The organism is Mesorhizobium sp. C395A (assembly GCF_030323205.1).
In the GTDB taxonomy this organism is placed as follows: Bacteria; Pseudomonadota; Alphaproteobacteria; order Rhizobiales; family Rhizobiaceae; genus Mesorhizobium.
Window position 1 is genome coordinate 4,683,587 of record NZ_CP100473.1, and the last position, 15,188, is coordinate 4,698,774.

A 15,188-nucleotide genomic window follows, 5' to 3' on the forward strand; every position below is an offset into this window, starting at 1 on the left:
CGGGCGGTGGAACAGCGATATCACTTGTAGGGGTCCGCGGCGTCCCGCAAGCCGTCGCCGAGGAAGTTGAACGCCATGATGACGAGGATGACGGGCAGCATCGGCAAAAGCAGCCATGGATAGAACGCGATCACGCTGACGCTGCGCGCCTCGGTGAGCAGGATGCCCCAGCTGGTTATCGGCGCCCTCAGGCCGAGCCCGAGGAAGCTCAGCGCCGTTTCGCCCAGGATCATGCCAGGGATGGAGAGCGTCGCCGTCGCGATCAGATGCGACATGAAGCCGGGAATGAGATGCCGCCTGATGATGCGGCTGCTTCCGGCGCCCATCAACTGCGCCGCCAGAACGTAATCCTCCTCGCGCAAGGCCAGAAGCTTTGAACGCACGGCTCGCGCCAGTCCGGTCCAGTCGAGCAGCCCGAGGATGACGGTGATGCCGAAATAGATCAGGATCGGACTCCACGTTATCGGCATGATCGCCGCCAGGGCCAGCCATAGCGGAATGCTGGGAATCGATTGCAGGACTTCGATTATCCGTTGGACGATCAAGTCGAAGATACCGCCGTGATAGCCGGCCAGTCCGCCGATGACGATGCCGAGCAGGAAGCTGAAACTGATGCCGACGAGGCCGATAGTCAGTGAAATGCGTGCGCCATAGATCATGCGCGAGAGCACGTCGCGCCCCAGCCTGTCGGTGCCGGCCAGAAACAGCTGCCCGTTTTCGGCAGGACAGACAAAATGCCTGTCACCTTCGATCAGGCCCCAGAACCGATAAGTGTCGCCCTTGCAGAAGAAACGGAGCCGTTGAACGTCGTCGTGGTTCTCGATGTAGTTCCGCTTGAGCGTGTCCATATCCAGCGTCATCTGGCGGCCATAGACGAACGGCCCGACGAACTCGCCATTGTGGAACAGGTGCACGTGCTGCGGCGGCGCATAGATGTAGTCCATGTTGCGCGAGTGCAGATTGTAGGGCGCCAGGAACTCGCAGATCAGTATCCCTAAATACAGCACTGCCAGGAATATGCCGGATATAAGCGCAAGCCGGTGTTTGCGGAATTTCCACCACATCAGCCGCAACTGCGATGCCTGAAAGACCTTCGATTGCTCCGGCGTCATCGCCTCGACCGACTGCAGGTCGAAAGGCGCGCCGGAAATGTAGTGTTGCAGTGGAGCACCCGGAGCGGGCAGCGGCGAGTCCTGCTTCATTTGGTGCTGCCACCCTGCAAACGAATTCGTGGATCAAGCAGCGCCAGCGCCAGGTCGGAAATCAGCACGCCGATAACCGTCAGGAAGGCAAGGAACATCAGGAATGACCCTGCCAGATACATATCCTGGCTTTGCAGCGCCTTGATCAGCATCGGCCCGGTCGTTTCCAAAGACAGAACGATAGCCGTGATCTCAGCGCCGGAGATGATGGCCGGCAGGATCGAGCCGATGTCGGAAATGAAGAAGTTGAGCGCCATGCGCAGCGGATATTTGACCAGCGCCTTGAACGGATGCAGGCCCTTGGCGCGCGCCGTAACGACATATTGCTTGTGCAGTTCGTCGAGCAGATTGGCGCGCAGCCGCCGGATCATGCTCGCCGTGCCGCCGGTGCCGATGATCAGGACCGGGATCCAGAGATGGGCGAGGATCGACTTCGCCTTGGCCCAGCTCATCGGCTCGCCGAGATATTGCTGGTCCATGAGGTGGCCGATGGACGTGCCGAACCAGATGTTGGCGAAATACATCAGGATCAGCGCCAGCATGAAATTCGGAATGGCAAGGCCGAGAAGGCCGAAGAAAGTCAGGCCGTAGTCGCCCCAGCTGTATTGATGCGTGGCGGAGTACATGCCGATCGGAAAGGCGATGAGCCAGGTGAAGATGATCGTGACGAAGGAAACCAGCACGGTCAGCCACATTCGGTCGCCGACGACGTCGCGAACCGGCAGCTCATATTCGAAGGAATAGCCGAAATCGCCGTGCAGCATCCCGCCCACCCAGTAGAAGTAGCGAATGACCGGCGGCTGGTCGAAACCATATTCCTTGCGCATCATCTGGATGCGGTCGGAATCCACCGCTTCGCCCTGGGCCCGAAGCTCAGCGACATAGCTGTCGAAATAATCGCCCGGTGGAAGTTCGATGATGGTGAACACCAGCGCCGATATGACCAGCAGCGTTGGAACCATCACGGCGATGCGCCAGACAAGATATCGAAGCACGCTCAGGAGCCTCCAAGCCAGAATGTGTCCAGCAAATAGACACCGAAATAGGAGGTCGGGTCGTAGCCGTAGAGTGCTTTGTCAGGCAGGTTGCGCAGCCGCGAGGATACCAGAATCGGCTGAAGTGTTTCGTTCACCGTACCGATGGAGAACACCTGATCGGTGTAGATCGACAGCATCGAGTTCCAGATTTCGGCGCGCTCGCTGGATTCGGTCGATCCGTTCCAGCGCTTGAGCAAAGCCATCAACTCGACCACTTCAGGAACATCGGGCGCCTCACCCATCTTGCCATGCGACAGATAGTAAGCGCCCCAGAGCGGCCATTGCAGCTGGTCGTCGATGGTGGGGGCCAGCTGGTATGGATTCATGTCGGCGGTCGGCACGCCATTGTCGATGCCCGACGACATCGACATCAGGATCTGGCCGCCAAGCGCACGGCTGCGGAAGATGTCGCGCTGCGAAGTACGGATGAACAAAGCGATGCCGATCTTGCGCCAGTGATCGGTGATGAGTTCGAGCGCATCGGTTTCCAGCGTGCTTTCGCCGGCCGTTTCCACGATGATCTGCGCCGGGCGTCCATCGGGAAGTAGCCGCAGGCCGTCATCGTCACGGGCCTGAAGCCCGACCTCGTCAAGCAGTGCATTGGCCTGGTCGGGATCGTGGGCGACCCAGGCTTTCGCGAATTCCGGCCGGTAGAGCGGGCTCTCCGGCAAGACCGTATCGGCGCTTTCCTGCGCCAATCCGTAGAAGACGGCCATGTTGATCTCGCGCCGGTCCACAGCGAGCGAAAGGGCGCGGCGCACGCGCACGTCACGCAAAAGGCCGCGCCACACCGGGTCGGCACAATTCAGATTGGGCATGAGCGCCAGCCGCGAACCCTGTGTGCGTTTCCACAGATGCATCTTCACCGGGTAGCGCTTCTCCGCGTCCTTCAGGAAGGAGTAATCGCTGAAGTCGATTCCCATGCATTGCAGGTCGCTCTCGCCCGCACCGGTCTTGGCGGAGATGATCGCCGACGAGCTGACATTCATGATGATCCGGTCGACATAGGGCAGTTGCCGGCCGTTCTCGTCTGTTCGATGAAAGAACGGGTTGCGCTCGAAGATGAACTGCTCGGCCGGCGGCTTGGTCCGGTTCTGCCAGGGGTCGAGTGTCGGCAGATCCGGGTTCTCCGGGCGATACTGCCGCGACATGCGGATGTGCAGCAGCGTCCATTTTGCGGTCCGGTTCTCCTTCATCAGGCCGGCGAGCCGGAATGGATCCTGATATTTCTTGTGGAACTGCTTGAGATAGGCGGCTGGCAAAACAAGCGGTGTCGGCGAAGCAGCGGCAAGTTTGGGCAGGAAGTCGGGATTGGGCGCGTCCCAACTGTAGCGCACCGTCAACGGATCGACGATCTCGAAACGTGGCGGCTTGCCGTCCGCCAGCAGGGCAGGGGCGAGCCCCCCTTGCGAAAGCTCATCGTTCAGCCAGACATCTTCCCAGCAATAACGAAAATCCTCCGGCGTCAGCAGACTGCCGTCTGACCATTTATGGCCTTCACGAATCTTGAACGTGAAGACGCGATCATCCTTTACGTCGAAACTTTCGAGAATGTCGGCCTGAAAGTTAAGCTTTTCGTCATAGCCGACCAGCCGGGAATACCCGTAGATCGTCATCATCCGGATATCTTTCTGGCTGCCGATGATCGTACGCAGCGTGCCGCCATACTGGCCGGGCTGCCGGCCCATCGCCGCGAGGTTCAACGCGCGCGGGCTTTTGGGCAGGCGCTCCGCGAGTGGCGGCAGAGCCCTGGCTTTCAGCTGCGGCTGAAGAAAATCCGGCTCCAGATCGCCGGCGCGCGCCGTGCCCGGCAGAAATGCCGAAGCCATGAGACCAAGGACAGTGCGGCGGCTGATCAATGGCGTAACTCGCTGACATCGGCCGAACGTCGGGCCAGCACGAGATGGCCGCCGCCGAGATCGAGCGGCGACAGCATATCCTCTTCGCCCTCGTCGCGGAATTGCGGGCCCCATGCGCTGGTGTCGGAAGCGCCGCCGAGCTTCAGCGTCTTGAAATCCATCGGCCGGTCGAGATCGGGGAAGGGGACTGCGGCGAGCAGTGAGCGCGTGTAGGGGTGGATCGGTTTCCTGAGCAGAATTTCGCGCGGCGCAAGCTCGACGATACGCCCGCCGCACATCACCGCGATGCGGTCCGCCATGTAGTCCACCACCGCCAGATTGTGGGATATGAACAGGTAGGTCAGGCCCAGTTCCTTCTGCAGGTCCTTCAGAAGGTTCAGGATCTGCGCCTGCACGGAGACATCGAGCGCCGAAACCGGCTCGTCGCAGATCAGCAGTTCAGGCCCCAGCGCCAAGGCGCGCGCAATGCCGATACGCTGACGCTGCCCGCCGGAGAAGCTGTGGGGATAACGCTGGATGAAGCGCGGATCGAGCCCGATTGCCTGCATCAGGCTCTTGACTGTGGCTAGCCGGGACGCGGCATTGCCACGTTGATGGATTTCCAGCGGCTCGCTCAAGATGTTTTCCACGGTCATGCGAGGCGAAAGCGACGAGACCGGATCCTGGAAAACCATCTGGAGTTTCGCCCGCAGCAAGCGCAGGGCGTCTCCCTCGGCTTCCAGGACGTCGATCGGTCCGTCGCGGCCGTTGAAGATCACGGAGCCGCCGGTAGGGGTGACGGCCCGCATCAGGATCTTGCTGACGGTGGTTTTGCCGCAACCGCTTTCGCCAACCAGGCCCAGGCACTCACCTCGCCTGATGTCGAAGCTGACGCCGTCCACGGCGCGAACAGAGGTCTGATGGCTCCCGCTGAACCATCCGGAGTTGCGGATGGTGTAGACCTTTTTCAGATCCCTGACCGACAGCAGAATGTCGTCCGGCCCCTTCGCTTCCGGCGCCGTCTGCTTGCCCAGCAGGGTCCCGACATTCACCGGCACCTCGCGGAGCGCCTTCAGTCTTTCGCCAGGCTTCAGGTCGAAATGCGGAACGGCTGCCATGAGGCCCTTCAGGTAAGGGTGGCCTGGCCGGCGGAATATTGCCTCCACAGGGCCTGCTTCCATGATCTCGCCATGGTACATGACGACCACCTCGTCGGCGACATTGGCGACCACGCCGAGGTCGTGCGTGATCAGCAGCATTGCCATGTTGAGCTTGGTCTGGAGCCCACGAAGCAATTGCAGGATTTGCGCCTGGATGGTGACGTCCAACGCCGTCGTCGGCTCATCGGCGATCAACAGAGCGGGCCGGCAGATAAGCGCCATGGCGATCATAGCGCGTTGCCGCAATCCTCCCGAAAGTTCAAATGGATACATGTCGTAGGCGCGCTTGGGATTGGGAAACCCGACGAGGCCGAGCATTTCCTCGGTCCGTGCCTTGCGCTCCGTCCGATCCATGTGCGTATGAATCTGCAGGGATTCGCTGACCTGGTTGCCGATCGTGTGCAGCGGCGACAGCGATGTCATCGGCTCCTGAAAGATCTTGCCGATGCGGCTGCCTCTCAACGCCCGGATTTCGGGTCCGTCTCGCGGCATCTGCAGGATATCCTGCGTCGTGCCGGGCTTTTTGGGATCGGAAAACAGGATACGGCCGCGAACATGGGCCGTGTTCGGCAAGATGCCCATCACGGCCTGGCTGAGAACCGATTTTCCGGAACCGGACTCACCGACAAGTGCGGTGACCTTGCCGGGCAGGACGCGAAGATTTGCCCGCCTGACGGCATGCAGCGGTCCCCCGACAATGGCAAAAGAGATGCCAACATCCTCGATCCGCAGCAGATCAACGCCTGCATCCATTCCCACACCAGCCCCAATCTGGCGCCTCCCGACCGGCCCCAAAAAGCAAGACTAGCGCATTGTCAGCGCAGAGCAACTTGGATTCGAAACGAATTCCCCGGCGACCGGCGGCCGGACAGCATACCAGGGCGTCCAGATCGGATGGTGGTGACTACTGGAGCTTCCTCCGGTCGCCCGCCGACAGCCGCGCGGCATCGCGATGAAGCAGCATGACCTGCTCGGCGTCCGATATCCGATCGTGAAACGGCTGCAGCGCAGCGTCTTCATCGAGTGCGAGAGCACCCGACAGATCGGGTGAAAGCACCGTCAGCTTCTGCTTGCTGCCCGCCAGTTCCTCCTCGCCGAGCGTCAGCCAGCTGTTGGCCCCGCAATAACCGGCGAAGTCCTTGCTGGCGAGAACGCTGTGCGGATATTTCTTAGTCAGGGTCTGGAGACGCTGGACCTCGTTTACAGCCGAGCCGAAGACGGAGAATGTGAGTCGGTCGGTAAGCCCGACATTGCCGAACATCACATTGCCGACATGCAGGCCGATACCAAATTTTATATCGCCCAGTCCTTGCTCTTTTCTGCGCAGATTGAGCTCCATCATGCGCATGCTGGCCTTGTGCGCAGCCGCAAGAGCAGCCTGGCAGGCGATCTCTGACTGCGCCCGGTGCCTTTCGCAGGGGTAGACGGCAATGAATCCATCCCCCAGGAAACTCATGATCTGCCCGCCTTTGCGATTGAAAGGTGCTGCGATGGCATCGAAAAACTGGTTCAGCGTATCGATATAGACTTCGCGGCCGGAGGTTTCGGCGAGCCTTGTCGACCCGCGCATATCGCCCATCACCAGCGCGGCCCGGATTGTGTCGCCCTCGCCGCGCTTGATCTGGCCGTCCAGCACGCGCCTGCCGGCGTCACCGCCGAGATACGTGGTCATCATGTTGTCGGCGAGCTTGGTGAGCACCGCCATCTTGCTTGCTATGGCGAGATGGTTCTGGATCCGCAGCAGCGCCGAAATCATGCTGTCGCTGAAGCCTGAAGCACTGTCGGTGGACCAGGACCCCAACATGCCCTGACTTGTATCGCCGTTGAAGGGATGGACGAAAGCCATGTAATCGGTGACGCCCATAAGCCTGAGCTCATCGAAAACAGGAAACTCCGACCGCACCGACGGGTCGAGCCGGCGCCGCAGATGGTCGAGCTTGTTGCTGAGCAGATGGTAGTATGGGCTGGTCAGGAATCTGTCGGAATGGACGCCGTTCTCACTCCGGAAGCCTTCCACTTCCAGGCCTTGGCCGCGAATCCAGGTGAAACCGAGCGCGTCATAAAGCGGATGCAGCATCGAAAAGCTCAAATGCACCCGCTTCAGCGGCAGGCCGGCAGCAGCCAGCCGTTCACAAAAACCCTTGACCAATGTTTCCAGGTCGTCGCCCGCCAGCGCCGATTGGGTCAGCCAATCGGCAACCTTATCCATGAGAATGTTGGAAATTTCTGCTTGCGCTGTGCTCATGCTATCTCGAAACCCGTCGAAGACGAGCCATCTCCTTTGATCCGCAAAATTCTCGAAGTCAATGAAGCCGGCTTCGGGGCAGAAGCCGGCGAAGGATATCCCGAATGACTGTCCTTGCAGGAAGCAAGCAGACGTCGACCGCACAAATCACCTGCAACACTATGTGGCGAGGCTGCCGGCGAAGTGCAATCCCGATCCTGACATTGCGCAAATAATTGGTCGGCTCAGGCACCGTCGGGCTCGCCGGGTTTCAAGAACCATGGCCGAGGCGCATTGCGGAAAATCGATTTCCCCAAGCCGTCATCAGACCGGCGCCTTCGCCTTCAGGCTTGCGGCAGCCATTGCATAGCCGCCGGCGGCGCCATCGATGAAGTGAACATGATCGCGCTGCAGCGGCGAGATGACGAGGCATGTCATCAAGGCCGACTTCTGGCGGTGCAGGCCATAGTTGCAGATGCCGGCCTCTTCCGCCTGTTCCAGCCGGTTCTCGATCCGCTGCAACACATCCGCGTCGACGTCGATGGTCATCTTCAAGCCGTCGTCGAACTTGCGGAAATCCGAATTGCTGGCCACCTCGCGTTTGTAGACCTTCGGGTCGAAACCGCCGATCGTCCAGCCCAATTTGTCGGTGACGGCCGTAAGCGTCATCAGGAAGATCACCCACAGCTTGGCCAGCCACCGCCGCCCCGGCGGCGCCGTGGCCCGTGCCTCGACATCGAGACCGGCGGGCAAGAGACTATAGGCCGGACCGTCCACCGGCACCGGGTGGCCATCGCGCTCCTGCCTGCCGGCAAGGGCGATGATGTCGGAAGCCAGAAACTGGAAACCACGCAAGTCGCGCGATGCCCCCGGTACGGCTATGATCGAGACAATTTCGCCATGCCGGGCTTCGATCGGGTTCCAGCGGCAGGAGAGGCCGGTCAGATCCGGCCGCGCGCCGGCCGGGGCGGGGTCGACGCGGTAGCGCCCGGCTTTCATTTCGGCTTCCGCCCAACTGCCGCCGCCGCCGGCGAACATGGCATAGAAGGCTGCTTCGGAGGCCTGGAACCTCGCCACGCGAACGTCGAGGCCTTGCGCTCTTATGTCCTTTATCGGCACGATTGCGGCACGCAAGGTCAGGTCCAGTTCGTCCGCCACCCATCTCTGGACAGAAGCCAGCGCGTTACGGGCGATCTCCAGCGCCGAGCCGGGAAACGCCACGAGCGCGCCGTCGCCGCCGAAGACGAAGGGAAGATCTTGCCGGCCCAGTGCATTGAGCAGCGCCGAAATGACGCTGGCGCCGGCCATATTGACGGTTTTGTAGCGCCCGGCTTCGATCGCCTTGGTCGAGCCGACGATGTCGGCGGTGGCCAGCGCCCAGCCATCGGGGAGAGGCCGATAGTTGTCGATATCGGCAACGCTTTCGAACTTTGCGAAGACCGGCAAAGAAGCGACGAACGGGTCGGACGCGACAGCTGTTTCCATAAGCATCAGATAGCACATTCCAGCGCTTGAAGGTGAAGTCGATCATGCCTCGAAATTGACTTGGGCAGGCTTTGCGATGATAGGATCGCGCGATGCGAATTGCCTTCTACGCCCCGCTGAAGTCGCCCAATCATCCCGTTGTCTCCGGCGACCGCCAGATGGCACGGATGCTGGTCCAGGCGCTGCAGCATGGCGGGCATAGCGTCGAACTGGCATCGGAGTTGCGCTTCTATCTACGCCAGCCGGAACCGAAAAGTTTCGATGCGCTCATGATCGAGGCCCGGGACGAAGCCGCGCGACTGACAAGGCTTTGGGACCGTGACGGCAAGCCCGATCTCTGGTTCTCCTATCATCCCTACTACAAGGCGCCCGACCTGATCGGGCCCGAGCTGGCGTTGGCCTTTGCTGTCCCCTATGTGACGGCCGAAGCCTCCTATTCCGAACGGCGCAACGCCGGTTCGTGGGCCGATAGCCAGGCATTGGTGGCGCGAGCCATCGAGCAGGCGGCGCTGAACATCTGCTTCACGCAAAGGGATCGCCAGGGGCTGGCGGATGCTGTTCCCCACGCCGCACTCGGTATGCTTTCACCCTTCATCGACACATCGGCATTCCACGAAATGCCGGTACTGGATTATCCGACGCGCCTCGTGACCGTCGCCATGATGCGCCCGGGCGACAAGGTCTTGAGCTATCGCATGCTGGCGCAGGTGCTCGGGTTGATCGGCCACCTCCCCTGGACGCTGTCGGTCGTCGGGGACGGACCTGCCCGTGACGAGGTAAAGGCGCAATTCGCCGGCTTGCCCGCCGACCGTATCGAATGGCTTGGCGCGATTGAGCCGGTCGCCGTGCCGGATGTCCTCTATCGCGGGGGAATCTACGTCTGGCCGGGTTACGGCGAGGCCTATGGCATTGCCTATCTTGAAGCACAGGCCGCCGGCCTTCCGGTGGTGGCTCAGGACATTGCCGGCGTGCCGGAGGTCGTGCGGCATGGCCAGACCGGGTTTCTCACCCCGCCAGGCGATGTGGCGGCGTTCGCTTCCGCAATTGCAAGGCTTCTGGCCAATAATGATGAAAGAACCATCATGGCTGCAGAGGCCAGACGTTTCGTTCTCGAAGAACGCTCTCTCGGTGCTGCAAAGGCCCGCCTGGCCGAACTTCTCAAGATGATCCCGTTGTCATGACATCCGACCCGACTTGGCAGCCCCTGGTGGACGAGCTGGCGCACCGGCAACGGGCGGGCCGCAAGGCAGAGTTCTGGCTGCGCGACGATGACGCCGTGGATCCGACGCCGGCGCTCGATCGGTTGCTCGACCTCACCGGTGACTTCGCGGTGCCGGTCACTCTGGCCGTCATTCCGGCCCGGACCGACGGGAGGCTTGTCGTCCGGCTTGACGCGGCGCCGCATGCCACGGTCGCCATTCATGGCTGGGCGCACCGAAATCATGCGCCCGAGGGTCAAAAAAAGCAGGAGCTTGGCGCGCATCGGCCACGCGAGGTGGTGCTGGATGAGCTGGCCGGCGGGCTGTCGCGTGTAAGCGGCCTGCACGGCGCACGTGCGGTTCCGATGCTGGTGCCGCCCTGGAACCGGATCGACGCCGGCCTGGTACCCGACCTCCGATCGATAGGATTTGCGGCATTGTCGGTGTTCGGGCCGCCAAGGCCGGCTTCCCTGGCGGTCATCAACAGCAATGTCGACATCATGGATTGGCATGGCACGCGCGGCTGCCGCGATCATGGTCTGTTGGTTCAGGCCATCGTCGCGCAATTGCAGCGTGCATTCGGCGGCGGCGAACCGGTCGGCCTGCTCACCCACCATCTCGTCCATGATGAATCGGCCTGGCTTTTCCTCGAACGGCTGTTCACGATCACCGCGCGGGCAGAAGGCTGCGCATGGCTTCCGATCAGCACACTGACAGAACGCAGCGCCGGAAAATAGCTCAGCGCTTTTTGTTCACTGAAGTTGGAAATGTGAGCGTCTGGCCATCCCGCGCCGCAAAAGCGCCGGCAAATCTGTCTTTGGCCAGTTTCTCCATCTCGTCCAGCTCATCGTCGGTGCGTGCCGGATCGTGGTGAAACAGCGCAAGCCCGCGCGCGCCGGCCGCCTCGCAGAGCTTGACGCCCTGTTGCCATGTCGAGTGCCCGTTGCCGCGGTAGCGCTCCATTTCCTCCTCGGTGTAGGTGCAATCGTAAATGACGAGGTCGGCATTCTCGATCAGGCCGAGCACCGCCGGATCGAGTTTGCCCGGCTCGTGCTCGGTGTCTGTGATGACCGCCACGACGCGGCCCCCCCATTCGACCCGGTAGCCGATGCAGCCGCCCGGATGGGTAAGACTACCGGTCCGCACAACAACTCCTTCGCGCGGCCGAAGCACGTCTCCGGATGCGAAATCGCGGCAGTCGAGGCTCGCCTTGCAGACACCGAGTGTCACCGGAAACCATGGCGGCCGAATGAATTCATCGACCATCTGCCGCGTCGTCATGCGTCCAGCGAGATGCCCGGACCAAAGCGTAACTTTGATGCCTCGTTCATAAATAGGCTTGAAAGCCGGCAGCCCGATGATGTGATCGTAATGGCAATGGGTAAAAAACAGGTCGAAATCGGTGACGCCCGACGCTCGAAGCGTCCTGCCCGCAGACCGCAGGCCGGAGCCCGCGTCGAACAGAAGCGTATGCTTGCCGCATTGCATCTCGATGCAGATCGTGTTTCCGCCATAGCGAGCAAATTCTGGCCCCGACACCGCAATGCTGCCGCGCACGCCCCAGAACCTGACAAGGAAGAAATCGTCGTCCATGCACCCTTTCGCCCATCGTAGCCAACCAACTGCTGCCAGAGTCGTTCCAGGAAAGGTGTGACACGGTTCCGGAAACTGCATCAAAACAAAGAAACAGAGCGGCTCGCCGCTTCAGTGCAACTGTGAATCGCTCTCGGCCGTTCGTGCGTCGATCAGGTCCGCGGTCGTACTGCTTAGCCTATCGGCAAGAACCCGCAATATTTCGATGGTCATTTCGGGAAACTCCTTCATAAGCCTCAGGAAATGGTCCTTGCGGATTCTCAAGGCCTCCAGCTCACTTGCCGCTTTGACGGTGGCAGTACGGGAGCTGTTGCACAATATGGCAATCTCGCCAACGATCGAATTTGGCAGCAATTCGGCAACTTTGATCGGGCCATTGTCGGAATCGACCAGAATATCCGCGCTGCCCGAAAGGATGACATAGGCCGCGTCTGCCTCGTCGCCCTGCCGGAAAAGAATCTGGCCGGCACTGTAGTTCACGCGATCGGACGTGAACGCGAGCAGCTTGAGCTTTGTCGGCTCGATGCCAGAGAACAAGGGAACGCGTTGCAGCATTCCAACTTCATCCTTGAGCAGCATTGTCGCAAACCTTCCTGAATTCGCGTTTGCCAGACTATGACACAAGTTCCTTGAAGATACCGTTTCCCGCCAAGAGTGTCTCGTGTGTTCCGTCTTCCACCAATTGGCCTGAGTCAAAGACCACAACCCGATCGAACATCGCCGCCATTGCCGGATTCGTCACCACCCACACAATTGCCGGCGAATGGCCGTCGCGTCTGGCTTCGTCGAGCACATTCCGCAACACTTTGTCCTGCACGCGCTGGTCGAGCGCTGACAGCGGCCGATTGAGAATGAGGAAATCGGGACGCTTGAGCAAGGCGCGGGCAACATCGAGCTTCTGTCGCTGTCCGCCGGTCAGCCGCCTGCCGGCGGCGCCGACGTTGAAGTCCAGGCCGACATCCAGAAGCTCGGCATAAAGTCCCAGTTCGTCAAGAATATCATAGACGATGGAGCGAATACGGTCCGGCGCGTCGGGATGGTTGTTGCCGACACGCCCGAACAGGACGTTGTCCATGACGGTGGCCGCGGCGATGTATTTGGCAGGATCAAACCGTTCGACAGCTTTCTCCAGCTCGGCCGGCAGGTTTTCATAGAACTGGTTGCGTGCAGCGATGATCTTGCTCATCAGCTCGTCGGTCAACAGGCCGAAGCGATGCCGGGGCTCGATATAGGCAAAGCTTAAGGTGACCATCATGGCGCGGTCGTTCTCCGAAACCGCATCGTAGGGGCGATTCTTGAGCCGTTGCAGCAAGGTTTCGTAGGCGGGTATCTCCTCGGCGCTCATGAAGGCGAGCTGCTGGAAGAACTGATGTTCGGGCGGCAGGTCGGCAAACAGCTCGATCGCCTGTTCGGCGATCTCCATGCCCATTTCGTAGAGCGTGCGGTCGAGGCCGGCTTGCTTCAGCACGGAAGCAAAATAGGGATTGGACGCCAGTGCCTTGTGAGCCAGTTCGGGGCCGGCCGCAGCGCCGAAGAGCAGGTTCTGGCCGATCGTCGCTTCCTTGTTGTAGGCGCCCGGTTCAAAAGGAACCACCAGCGCGCTCAGGCCTTCTTCCTCCAACCGGGTTCGCAGCGCCGCACGCAATTCGACGATCCGCCCGGCAAGCTTCGTGTGGCGCTTGAGGTCGGCCGAAGAGCGCAAGCCTAAATCCAGAATGTCGCGCGACAGAAGAACCGCGTCGAGCACCCGGCGCACGGCTTCAAAGAGGTCGTGCGGGCCGGTGGCGCCGGCAGAGGCATAGTTGATCCAGTCGCTGCGGATATCGAGATCCGGATTGCCCGACCGGCGCGCCTCGTCGATATTCCAACGGTGCTGGTCCGCCGCGGCGCCGTCATATGTCACCGATGTCAGCGGCGCATGCTTCAACCCGTAGAGCAAATTGTCGCGCAGGCTTGCCTGGAACAGGAAAACATCCGACGAAGCGTAGGACATGCGCCGGCCGGTCACGGCTTCGGGGAGATCGAGCAAGTCATCGGAGCCCGAAACGATCCTTCCACTATCCGGCCAGGTCAGCCGCGCAAAGGCTTCCGCAAGCGCCTCCGCTCCCCCTGTTGCGGTGCTGACCAGCGCCACCGTCTCACCCGGCTTGACCTCGAGCGAGATGCGATTGAGGAGCATTGCGCCGCCATCGTCGGCTATCGACAGGCTGATCGCCGACAGCGGCTTGGTCATCGGATCGGGATCGTCGATCGTCAGTGCTCCGATTTCCGGCGCGATGATATTCTCGACGGTGAACTGTTCGACGACCTGCTGATATTTGACCTGGACATCCTGCCGGTCCTGATCCCAGTCGATCAGTTCCTTCATCGGTCCGGGCAAGTCCTTGTAGGCGCCAATCACGGCCACGAGCTGGCCGACATCCAGCCGCCCCTGGATGACCAGATAGCCACCGATCATGTAGAACAGAAAGGGCGTGAGCTGCGCGAGAAAATTGTTGAGGAACTTTACCATGAATTTCCATTGGTAAAGATCGAAGCGGATTTTGAAGATGAGCCCGAGCCGGGCTGCTATGTCGGCGCGCTCGTAATTCGACGTATCGTGGACGTGAACCGCGCCGATGCCGTCGACGATTTCGCCAACCCGGCCCGACAGCGCGCGCGCCGTCAACTGCCGCTGGCGCCCCAGCACGAGCAGCCGCCGCCGCATTCGCGGGATAAGCACGATCTGGATCGCCACGATCACGACCGCTATCATTCCGAGCCAGACGTTCTGGACCATGATGAACAGCATGGCCGTCAGCGCCTGGCCGCCGAGCAGCACCGGCTGCAGGAAGGCATCGCCGATGAAGCCGCCCAGCGGCTCCACCTCGTCCTTCACCATGGTCGCCACTTCGGCGGATTTCACCCGCTTGAAGTAAACCGGCGGAAACCGCAGCACACGATCGACCAGGTCGAAACGAATACGCCGCAGCATGCGTTCGCCGAGCCGGCCCTTGTAAGTGTTGATGTAGAGCTTGAACAAGCCGTTGATGACGACCAGCAAGAGGAACACAAGGCTGAGCGCAAGCAGGGTCGACGTGCGGTCCAGTTGAAAACCGGAGAAGAACTGGACCTCGCCGATGAACGGCAGGTTATAGTGCAACCGCATGAATGGCAGGGTCGCGCCCGGTTGCTCGAACCCCTTGCCTTGGATCGGGCCGTTGACGATCAGCTTCGGCAGGTCGAACGACATGAAATACGGGACCATCGAAAGCACGACGATCATCAATATCCAGAGCTGCTGCTTCCTGGTGTGCGTCCAGATATAGCGGGCTAGGCTGGTTTCCATATGCGATTGTCAGTTTGAAGGATGCAGAATGTAAAGGCACCTGCTGGCGAATGGTGTATCGGCCATGTCTTCGCCGCCAACGACGATCTCGAAGCGGCAGCTGCGCGCCAGGCGGATGGATG

11 protein-coding genes are annotated in these 15,188 nt (G+C 60.9%); 2 read left to right on the forward strand and 9 right to left on the reverse strand.

The genetic code is table 11. From position 1 onward, the window contains the following. Window positions 1-20 precede the first annotated feature (20 nt). The 6 genes from NLY37_RS22790 to NLY37_RS22815 form a co-directional block, all read right to left on the reverse strand. On the reverse strand, window positions 21-1,202 hold the full coding sequence (locus NLY37_RS22790; protein ID WP_031193182.1) for an ABC transporter permease: 1,182 nt from the start codon (window positions 1,200-1,202) through the stop codon (window positions 21-23). Continuing rightward, complete coding sequence (locus NLY37_RS22795; RefSeq protein WP_023672136.1) at window positions 1,199-2,197, reverse strand: ABC transporter permease; 999 nt, start codon at window positions 2,195-2,197, stop codon at window positions 1,199-1,201. The genes NLY37_RS22790 and NLY37_RS22795 overlap by 4 nt, the downstream gene beginning before the upstream one ends. A gap of 2 nt (window positions 2,198-2,199) precedes the next feature. Continuing rightward, window positions 2,200-4,098, reverse strand: a complete 1,899-nt coding sequence (locus tag NLY37_RS22800; RefSeq protein ID WP_023672137.1) for an ABC transporter substrate-binding protein — start codon at window positions 4,096-4,098, stop codon at window positions 2,200-2,202. After that, a complete protein-coding gene (locus NLY37_RS22805) occupies window positions 4,095-5,990 on the reverse strand; it encodes an ABC transporter ATP-binding protein (protein WP_023672138.1) in 1,896 nt (631 codons plus the stop codon). Before NLY37_RS22805 ends, NLY37_RS22800 begins: the two co-directional genes overlap by 4 nt. A 151-nt stretch (window positions 5,991-6,141) precedes the next feature. Further along, window positions 6,142-7,482 (reverse strand): adenylate/guanylate cyclase domain-containing protein, encoded by a 1,341-nt coding sequence (locus tag NLY37_RS22810; RefSeq protein WP_023672139.1) that lies wholly within the window; start codon window positions 7,480-7,482, stop codon window positions 6,142-6,144. 303 nt (window positions 7,483-7,785) lie between these two features. Further along, window positions 7,786-8,964, reverse strand: coding sequence for a DUF3095 domain-containing protein (locus NLY37_RS22815; protein WP_031246242.1), 1,179 nt, complete (start codon window positions 8,962-8,964; stop codon window positions 7,786-7,788). Between the two features lie 74 nt (window positions 8,965-9,038). Here NLY37_RS22815 and NLY37_RS22820 point away from each other — a divergent pair, with 74 nt between their 5' ends. Together NLY37_RS22820 and NLY37_RS22825 are read left to right on the forward strand one after the other, a co-directional pair. Continuing rightward, the gene (locus NLY37_RS22820) at window positions 9,039-10,127 is read left to right on the forward strand and encodes a glycosyltransferase family 4 protein (RefSeq protein ID WP_023742047.1); all 1,089 of its coding nucleotides are present in this window, start codon (window positions 9,039-9,041) and stop codon (window positions 10,125-10,127) included. Next, window positions 10,124-10,882, forward strand: a complete 759-nt coding sequence (locus NLY37_RS22825; protein ID WP_023742046.1) for a polysaccharide deacetylase family protein — start codon at window positions 10,124-10,126, stop codon at window positions 10,880-10,882. Before NLY37_RS22820 ends, NLY37_RS22825 begins: the two co-directional genes overlap by 4 nt. A gap of 1 nt (window position 10,883) precedes the next feature. Here NLY37_RS22825 and NLY37_RS22830 read toward each other — a convergent pair whose 3' ends face one another. From NLY37_RS22830 to NLY37_RS22840, 3 genes are all read right to left on the reverse strand, one after another. After that, window positions 10,884-11,738 carry an MBL fold metallo-hydrolase gene (locus NLY37_RS22830; protein WP_023742045.1) on the reverse strand — a complete coding sequence of 285 codons (855 nt, stop codon included), beginning with the start codon at window positions 11,736-11,738 and terminating at the stop codon, window positions 10,884-10,886. Window positions 11,739-11,849: 111 nt separating this feature from the next. Next, window positions 11,850-12,317: a cyclic nucleotide-binding domain-containing protein gene (locus NLY37_RS22835; protein ID WP_023672144.1), complete on the reverse strand. Its 468-nt coding sequence runs from the start codon at window positions 12,315-12,317 to the stop codon at window positions 11,850-11,852. A 34-nt stretch (window positions 12,318-12,351) separates the two neighbouring features. Next, a complete protein-coding gene (locus tag NLY37_RS22840; protein WP_023672145.1) occupies window positions 12,352-15,066 on the reverse strand; it encodes an ABC transporter transmembrane domain-containing protein in 2,715 nt (904 codons plus the stop codon). Window positions 15,067-15,188 lie beyond the last annotated feature (122 nt).